This window comes from Streptomyces graminilatus (assembly GCF_001418565.1).
GTDB lineage: Bacteria > Actinomycetota > Actinomycetes > Streptomycetales > Streptomycetaceae > Streptomyces > Streptomyces graminilatus.
Map to the genome: position 1 here is coordinate 26,582 of NZ_LIQQ01000181.1, position 7,655 is coordinate 34,236.

Genomic DNA, 7,655 nt, shown 5'->3' on the forward strand with positions numbered 1-7,655 from the left:
GGAGAAGCAGCCTGTCGACCCGGGTGTTGGGACAGGTCATGAACCGCTACCGAAAGGGTGATCCGTTGAGCCGCTCGGTTCTCGTCACCGGAGGCAACCGGGGCATCGGCCTCGCCATCGCCCGCGCGTTCGCCGAGGCGGGCGACAAGGTCGCCATCACATACCGTTCCGGTGAGCCGCCGACCGCCCTGACAGAGTTGGGCTGCCTCGCCGTCAAGTGCGACATCACCGACACCGAGCAGGTGGAGCAGGCCTACAAGGAGATCGAGGCCGAGCACGGCCCGGTCGAGGTCCTCGTCGCCAACGCCGGCATCACCAAGGACCAGCTCCTGATGCGCATGTCCGAGGACGACTTCACGTCCGTCCTCGACACCAACCTCACCGGCACCTTCCGTGTCGTCAAGCGTGCCAACCGCGGCATGCTGCGCGCCAGGAAGGGCCGCGTCGTCCTGGTCTCGTCGGTCGTCGGGCTGTACGGATCGCCGGGCCAGGCCAACTACGCGGCCTCCAAGGCCGGACTGGTCGGGTTCGCCCGCTCCCTCGCCCGTGAGCTGGGCTCGCGCGACATCACCTTCAACGTGGTCGCACCCGGCTTCGTCGACACCGACATGACCAAGGTCCTCACCGACGAGCAGCGCGCGGGCATCGTCTCGCAGGTGCCGCTCGGCCGGTACGCGCGACCGGAGGAGATCGCCGCAACGGTGCGGTTCCTCGCCTCGGACGACGCCTCGTACATCACTGGAGCCGTCATTCCCGTTGACGGCGGACTGGGAATGGGTCACTGATCACCATGAGCGGAATTCTTGAGGGCAAGCGGATCCTGATCACCGGTGTGCTGATGGAGTCCTCCATCGCCTTCCACGTCGCCAAGCTGGCGCAGGAAGAGGGTGCCGAGATCATCCTGACCGCGTTCCCGAGGCCCACACTGACCGAGCGCATCGCCAAGAAGCTGCCGAAGCCCACCAAGGTCATCGAGCTCGACGTCACCAACGACGAGCACCTCGGCCGGCTGGCCGACATCGTGGGCGAGGAGCTCGGCGGCCTCGACGGTGTCGTCCACTCCATCGGCTTCGCGCCGCAGGACGCGCTCGGCGGCAACTTCCTCAACACGCCGTTCGAGTCCGTCGCCACCGCGATGCACGTCTCGGCGTACTCCCTGAAGTCGCTGACCATGGCCTGCCTGCCGCTGATGCAGAACGGCGGCTCGGTCGTCGGCCTCACCTTCGACGCCAAGTTCGCCTGGCCGCAGTACGACTGGATGGGCCCGGCCAAGGCCGCCCTGGAGGCCACCAGCCGTTACGTGGCCCGTGACCTGGGCAAGCAGAACATCCGCTGCAACCTCGTCTCCGCCGGCCCCCTCGCCTCCATGGCCGCCAAGTCCATCCCGGGCTTCGGCGAGCTGGCCGCCGTGTGGGACGCCCGGTCGCCCCTGGAGTGGGACCTCAAGGACCCCGAGCCGGCCGGCCGCGGTGTCGTCGCCCTGCTGAGCGACTGGTTCCCGAAGACCACCGGCGAGATCATCCACGTGGACGGCGGGCTGCACGCGATCGGCGCGTGACCGCTGCCGGTGCCGCCGAGGCCCGGCCGACATTCCGAGGGCCCGCGTTCCGTTTCCGGCGCGGGCCTTCGGCATGCCGGTGGGACGTCACCTGTTCGGCTCAGCAGGCCGGGCGGGGGAGGGGGTGGCCGGTCACTCTGGATTACGCGTTCACCTCGCGTTTCCTCCCCAGCACGGCCGAGGAGGTTCCCTTTGTGCGCCTGTCCCGAGGCTTGGCCCCGCTGCTCGTCGCCGTCGCTCTCATAACCGGTCTTCCTTGCGAAGCCGTTCCGCACGCGCGCGTGGAGGGGCGGCAGCAGGAGAAGCCGGAGCCCTTCGGCTCCACCTGCTACACCCGGGTCACCGGTTCCAGGGTGACCGCGTACTGCCACAACCCCTATGTGGCCACCGACCGCGTACGTCTGCACATCGAGTGCGACCAATGGTGGGACCTCGACAGCGACGGCTCCCCGGTCGAGGCCGGGCCCGCGCAGACGGTACTGCTGACCGGCCGCTGCTGGAAGGAGGTCCGCTCCGTGTGGGTCAGCCACCAGAAGCGGACGCCCTGAGCCGGCACACGAACGGATAACCCGCCGCCTCCCTCGCGGCAGCCGACGCGTCACCCGCGCGGATCGCCTCGACGAGCGGGGTGTGGTCCACGTACGACCCGGGGGTCAGCTCCTCGCCCACGTCGTCGCGCAGCCAGTCCCGCAGCACCTCTCCCAGGTCCGCGTACATCGCCGTCATCACGTCGTTGTGGGACGCGGCGACCACCGCCATGTGCAGGCTCGCGTCGGCCGTCACGAACGCCTCCGCGTCACCGGACGCCCAGGCCTCCTCCCGGCGCCCCAGCAGCGTGTCCAACTGACTGAGATCGCGTTCGGTGCGCCGCCGGGCCGCCAGCTCGGCCGCGCCCGACTCCAGCGTGGACCGCAGCTCGGCGATGTGCCGGGGGTCCGCGTCGGCGAACCGGCGGTGCATCACACCGGCCAGCTCACTGGTCGCCACGACGTACGTGCCCGAGCCCTGGCGGATGCTCAGCAGCCCGTTGTGCGCGAGGGCCCGGACGGCCTCACGGACCGTGTTCCGGGCCACGCCGAGCTGCGCGACCAGCTCGGGCTCGGTCGGGATGCGCGAGCCGACGGGCCACTCGCCCGAGGTGATCTGGTTCCGCAGCGCGGCGATGACCTGCTCGGGCAGGGCCGATCGATGGGGGTGGCTCAGCGGCGGCATGGCACATTTTCGCACGGGGGAGTACAGCCAATCATCCTATGATTTTATGCTTGGTGTCATGGTGAGCGAGGAAACCCGGACAGCGACGACATCCACCCCCGTATCCGTACGCGACCCGGCCGACCCGGAGAACGCGACCGGGAGGCCGCACACGCGCGCGTGGGTCACGCGGCTGGTCGTCGTCGCCGTCGTACTGTCCGCCCTCAACCTCCGGCCCGCCATCACCAGCCTGGGCGCTCTCCTCGAAGAGGTGCGCGACGGACTCGGCATGAGCGGCACCACGGCCGGGGTGCTCACCTCCGTGCCCCCGTTCTGCTTCGCCCTCTTCGGCGTCATGGCACCGCGTCTGGCCCGCCGTTTCGGCGCCGGCGCGGTCGTCTGCGCGGGCATGGCCGCCATCGCCGCCGGCCTGGCGATCCGCCCCTGGACGGGCACCGCCGCGGGCTTCCTGGCCGCCAGTGCGCTCGCCCTCATGGGCATCGCGGTCAGCAACGTCCTGATGCCCGTCGTCGTCAAGCGCTGGTTCCCGGACCGGGTCGGGGCCATGACGGGCCTGTACTCGATGGCCCTCGCCCTCGGCACCGCCGCTGCGGCGGCCATCACCGTGCCCGTCACCGAGACGCTGGGCGGCAGCTGGCGGTGGGGGCTGACCGTCTGGGCGGTTCTCGCGGCGGCGGCCGCGGTGCCCTGGATCCCGCTGGTCCGGGAACGGGGCGCGGGCCGGCCGCGGCCGGAGGAACCTCCCGCGCGCGGGACGTCGGCCACGGTGGAGGGCACGGGGACACTGCGCATCACCCGGAGCCGTACCGCCTGGGCGCTCGCCGTGTTCTTCGGGCTCCAGGCCACCTGTGCCTACGTCACCATGGGCTGGATGGCGCAGATCTTCCGGGACGCGGGCGTCCCGGCCGGCACCGCCGGACTGCTGCTCGCGGTGACCATGGCGATGGGCGTGCCGCTCTCCTTCGTCATCCCGCGCGTCGCCACGCGCCTGCCCAGCCAGGGGCCCGTCGTGGTCGTACTCGGCGTCTGCGGACTTCTCGGATACGCGGGCCTGTACACCGCGCCGGCCGCCGGTGCCTGGGCCTGGGCCGTACTGCTCGGCATCGCCAACTGCGCCTTCCCGCTGGCCCTCACGATGGTCGGGATGCGGGCCAGGACGGGTGCGGGCGTCGCGCAGTTGTCGGCCTTCGCGCAGAGCACCGGCTATCTGATCTCCATCCCCGGGCCGCTCGTCGTCGGCGTCCTCTACCAGCACAGCGGCGGCTGGGGGCTGCCGCTCGCGCTGATGGCCGGACTGCTGCTGCCGCAGATGGCCGTGGGCGTACTGGCGGGGCGCGATCGCACCGTGGAGGACGAGGCGGCCACCCGCTGACCGCACTCCGCCCACCCCGCCGGACGTGCCCATGCCACCCGCCGTACGCGGATACCCCGGGAGCACGGTCGGACGCGACGGGTGCGAGACTGGCGCTATGCCAGTGCTCGATCCGAACCCCCAGAACAGCCAGAAGAAGATGCTGCTCGTCTTCGGCGCGTTCCTCGCCATCTTCGTGGTCATCGCCGTCGTCGCGACGCTCGCCTCACCGTGAGCCGCACTGTGAGCCGCACTGTGAGAACGGTTGGTGGGGCTATCCCCACCGTCCCCTAGGGGGCGAGTCTCAGGGTCAAGTGGGTGGATCTCCGGATGGGTTGAGGGCCGCGGGTTCCGTAACTTCGAGGTGTGGCCGCGAGAGGCCGGCCACGAACGGCTCGAAGAACCCACGGAGGCATCATGTCGGCCCGCACGCACTCCCGGCCCCTTCCGGCGACCACGCGTGGAGTCGACATACGGCTGCCGTGGTGGGCCCTCGCACTGCCGACGCTCGCGTTCGTCGCGCTGCTCACGCTGCTGCTGAACCCGACCGACGCGCAGGCGGCGACGGGCGACCCCCTGGTCACCCACCTCCTGGAGCGCGCGCGGGAGCTGGTGGTGCGATGAGCGCCATGAATGCCCCATTCCCACCTGCGGAGCCGCCCGTCAACTCCCTGCGCCCCATGGCGTGTTTCATGCGAAGCTGGATGCCATGAGCGTCGCAGAACCCCGCAGGATCGCCCTTTTCCGGCATGCGAAAGCCGACTGGCCCCAGGTCACCGACCACGAGCGGCCGCTCGCCGACCGGGGCCGCAAGGACGCCGCTGTCGCCGGGCGCAAACTGGCCGACACCGGCATCCCCTTCGACCTGGCCCTCTGCTCCACCGCCACCCGGACCCGCGAGACCTGGAAACTCGCCGTCCAGGAGTTCCCGAAACGGCCGAAGACCGTCTACGAGGAGCGGATCTACGACGCCTCACCCGGCGAGCTCATCGCCCTGCTCAACGAAACCCCTGACGACCTGCGGAACGTGCTCCTGATCGGCCACAACCCAGGAGTACAGGCCCTCACCGACATCCTGGCCGGCGAGTCCGGGAGCGCCCCCCGCGCAACCCTGAACAGCCGCGGCTTCCCGGCAGCGGCCTTCGCGACCCTGTCCTTCACCGGCCCCTGGAAAGCCCTGGAACCGGGCACGGCGACACTCGTCGACTTCTGGGCACCACCGGAGTAGACAGCCTGGTGTGCTGTACGGAGCCATCCGGCGCGGCTGGCTCCGGGCGGTGGTCCCGGCGGTGTGCTGTACGCAGTCGTCCCGCCCTGCGTGCTGTGGGCAGTCGTTCCGCAGGGCGATGGGGGTCCCCCCGGTCGAGCGAAGCCGAGACTGGGGGAGGGTGGGCACAGCACGCAACCCGCGGTCGGCGACGAACCCAAGCCCCCACCGAGGAGTCACCGCCCCGGCGAACCCCCGGCGGGCTACTCGTGCGTGTCCGCCGCCTCGACCTCTTCCCGAGTGACCCCCAGCAGATACAGCACGGTGTCCAGGAAGGGGAAGTTCACCGCGGTGTGCGCGGCCTCCCGCACGACCGGCTTGGCGTTGAAGGCGACACCGAGCCCCGCCGCGTTCAACATGTCCAGGTCATTCGCCCCGTCACCGATCGCCACGGTCTGATCCAACGGCACCCCGGCCTCCGCCGCGAACCGCCGCAGCAGCCGGGCCTTGCCCGCCCGGTCCACGATCTCCCCGACGACCCTGCCCGTCAGCTTCCCGTCGACGATCTCCAAGGTGTTGGCCTGGGCGAAGTCCAGCCCGAGCCGCTCCTTCAGATCATCCGTGACCTGGGTGAACCCACCCGAGACCACACCCACTTCGAAACCGAGCCGCTTCAGCGTACGGATCAGCGTGCGCGCCCCCGGCGTGAGCCGGACCTCGCTGCGCACCTTGTCCACCACCGACGCGTCGAGCCCCTTGAGCAGCGCCACGCGCGCGTGCAGCGACTGCTCGAAGTCCAGCTCCCCGCGCATCGCGGCGGCGGTCACCTCGGCGACCTCCTCCTCGCACCCGGCGTGCGCGGCGAAGAGCTCGATCACCTCGTCCTGGATGAGCGTCGAGTCCACATCCATCACGACCAGGCGCTGGGCCCGCCGGTGCAACCCCGCCGCGACGACCGCGACATCGACCCCGAGGGCCGCCGCGTCGGTGACCAGGGCGGTGCGCAGCACCTCGGTGGCGACCCCGGAGACGGCGAACTCGACCGCCGTCACGGGGTACTTGGCGAGCCGGAAGATACGGTCGATGTTGCCGCCGACGCCGGTGATCCGGGCGGCGATCGCGGCGGTCGACTCGGCGGTCAGCGGATGCCCGAGCACGGTGACGACGGAACGTCCGAGCCCGCGCGGCCGGTTGTCACCGAGCCCGGAGATGATCTCCGCCTGCATCTTCACGGACTCCGCCCAACTGTGGACGGTGGCCCGCAGATCGCCCTCGCGCCCGGCCGGCGGGTGCGTCACGAGCGCGCACAGCACCATGCGGCCCCGCGTGACGACCTGCTCGATGTCGACAACGTCCACGGAGTAGGAGGCAAGCGTGTCGAACAGACCGGCGGTGATGCCCGGCCTGTCCTTGCCGAAGATCTTGACGAGAAGGGTGGGTACGTCAGCGGTCTGCGTAGCGTTCATGGTGCTTCCCACCGTATCCGGCACGCAGTGCCTACCGCGCGCACAGTCCGCCTGACGGACGGAGAACAATACGTTTCGGGACGGTGACGAAGACTTTATGAGCAGGTCAGCGCGGCCCCTTGGGGGTGCCCGGCGGCGGGGGAGGAGGCGGTGGCGGAGGCGGCGGGGTCCGTTTCTCCGCCCCGGACCGCGAGGAGCCGCCCCGCTGCCACCCGGGCCGACGCGGCGGCGGAGACAGCGGCCTGGCCATGGTGGGAAGGCCGTACAGGCTTTCGGACGGCGGCTCCCCTTCACTCAGCTCCCCCTCGCCCGGCTCGCCCCCTTCGCCCGCACCACGACCCGCGCCCGCACCACGATCCGCGCCCGGACCACCCTCCGCGCCCGAGCCGCGCTGCCCACCCGAGCCTCTGCCCACGCCCGGCCCGCTCCCCGCACCGGAACCGGTCCACTCGGGCAGACTGCTCTCGTCGGGTGACCGCGACTCCGTACCCGGCTGGGCGCCCGGCGCCCAGCCACCCTCGTACGGCCGTCGGCTGTCCGACCCCCATCCCTCGCCACTCTCGCGAGGCTGACCGCTTCCGGCCCCGGCCTCATGCCCACTCCCGTGGGCCTGCCCACCCCCGTAGGGCCGCCCGGTCTCGTAGGTTGGCCCGGTCTCGTAGGTCGGCCCGCCCTCGTAGGCTGGCCCGCCCTCGTACGGCCGCGCGTCCTCGGGTTCCGTAAGCCGCTCGGGCAGCCGCAGATACGGATTGGTGTCGGGGTTGGGCGGCCGGTACGGCGAGCCGGGTGAGTACGGACCGGCGTAGGGCCCCGAATAGGGACCGGGACCACCGCCCTGCTCAGGGCGGTGGTCCCGGTCCC

9 protein-coding genes and 1 pseudogene are annotated in these 7,655 nt (G+C 71.1%); 7 read left to right on the forward strand and 3 right to left on the reverse strand.

Going from position 1 to position 7,655, the window contains the following annotated elements; all coding sequences use genetic code 11:
* Positions 1-65: 65 nt before the first annotated feature.
* From fabG to AOK08_RS16955, 3 genes are all read left to right on the forward strand, one after another.
* Positions 66-785: a 3-oxoacyl-[acyl-carrier-protein] reductase gene (fabG, locus tag AOK08_RS16945; protein WP_055526436.1), complete on the forward strand. Its 720-nt coding sequence runs from the start codon at positions 66-68 to the stop codon at positions 783-785.
* 5 nt (positions 786-790) lie between these two features.
* Positions 791-1,558: an enoyl-ACP reductase FabI gene (fabI, locus tag AOK08_RS16950; RefSeq protein WP_055526416.1), complete on the forward strand. Its 768-nt coding sequence runs from the start codon at positions 791-793 to the stop codon at positions 1,556-1,558.
* A gap of 194 nt (positions 1,559-1,752) precedes the next feature.
* Entirely contained in the window at positions 1,753-2,106 is a 354-nt protein-coding gene (locus AOK08_RS16955; RefSeq protein WP_055526418.1) for a hypothetical protein, read from the forward strand.
* Here the strand turns inward: AOK08_RS16955 and AOK08_RS16960 are convergent.
* On the reverse strand, positions 2,081-2,770 hold the full coding sequence (locus AOK08_RS16960) for a FadR/GntR family transcriptional regulator (protein WP_055526420.1): 690 nt from the start codon (positions 2,768-2,770) through the stop codon (positions 2,081-2,083). The two genes, AOK08_RS16955 and AOK08_RS16960, sit on opposite strands and share 26 nt — an antisense overlap.
* Positions 2,771-2,816: 46 nt before the next feature.
* On the opposite strand from AOK08_RS16960, the gene AOK08_RS16965 reads away from it, so the two are divergent.
* From AOK08_RS16965 to AOK08_RS16975, 4 genes are all read left to right on the forward strand, one after another.
* A complete protein-coding gene (locus AOK08_RS16965) occupies positions 2,817-4,142 on the forward strand; it encodes a CynX/NimT family MFS transporter (RefSeq protein ID WP_055526422.1) in 1,326 nt (441 codons plus the stop codon).
* A gap of 97 nt (positions 4,143-4,239) precedes the next feature.
* The gene (locus AOK08_RS48435) at positions 4,240-4,356 is read left to right on the forward strand and encodes an SGM_5486 family transporter-associated protein (protein WP_107100968.1); all 117 of its coding nucleotides are present in this window, start codon (positions 4,240-4,242) and stop codon (positions 4,354-4,356) included.
* 182 nt (positions 4,357-4,538) lie between these two features.
* Positions 4,539-4,745, forward strand: a complete 207-nt coding sequence (locus tag AOK08_RS16970; RefSeq protein ID WP_055526424.1) for a hypothetical protein — start codon at positions 4,539-4,541, stop codon at positions 4,743-4,745.
* Between the two features lie 85 nt (positions 4,746-4,830).
* On the forward strand, positions 4,831-5,349 hold the full coding sequence (locus AOK08_RS16975; protein WP_055526426.1) for a SixA phosphatase family protein: 519 nt from the start codon (positions 4,831-4,833) through the stop codon (positions 5,347-5,349).
* Between the two features lie 242 nt (positions 5,350-5,591).
* On the opposite strand, the gene serB is transcribed toward AOK08_RS16975, so the two are convergent.
* Positions 5,592-6,794, reverse strand: coding sequence for a phosphoserine phosphatase SerB (gene serB, locus AOK08_RS16980; protein WP_055526428.1), 1,203 nt, complete (start codon positions 6,792-6,794; stop codon positions 5,592-5,594).
* Between the two features lie 106 nt (positions 6,795-6,900).
* Positions 6,901-7,655, reverse strand: a pseudogene (locus AOK08_RS46835) (hypothetical protein); the annotation flags it as partial.

Bases quoted from the DNA above. Each gene is read 5' to 3' on its own strand.
- AOK08_RS16960 (WP_055526420.1), bottom strand. From the start codon at position 2,770: ATGCCGCCGCTGAGCCACCCCCATCGATCGGCCCTGCCCGAGCAGGTC.
- serB (WP_055526428.1), bottom strand. From the start codon at position 6,794: ATGAACGCTACGCAGACCGCTGACGTACCCACCCTTCTCGTCAAGATC.
- AOK08_RS16970 (WP_055526424.1), top strand. From the start codon at position 4,539: ATGTCGGCCCGCACGCACTCCCGGCCCCTTCCGGCGACCACGCGTGGA.
- AOK08_RS16975 (WP_055526426.1), top strand. From the start codon at position 4,831: ATGAGCGTCGCAGAACCCCGCAGGATCGCCCTTTTCCGGCATGCGAAA.
- AOK08_RS48435 (WP_107100968.1), top strand. From the start codon at position 4,240: ATGCCAGTGCTCGATCCGAACCCCCAGAACAGCCAGAAGAAGATGCTG.
- fabI (WP_055526416.1), top strand. From the start codon at position 791: ATGAGCGGAATTCTTGAGGGCAAGCGGATCCTGATCACCGGTGTGCTG.
- AOK08_RS16965 (WP_055526422.1), top strand. From the start codon at position 2,817: ATGCTTGGTGTCATGGTGAGCGAGGAAACCCGGACAGCGACGACATCC.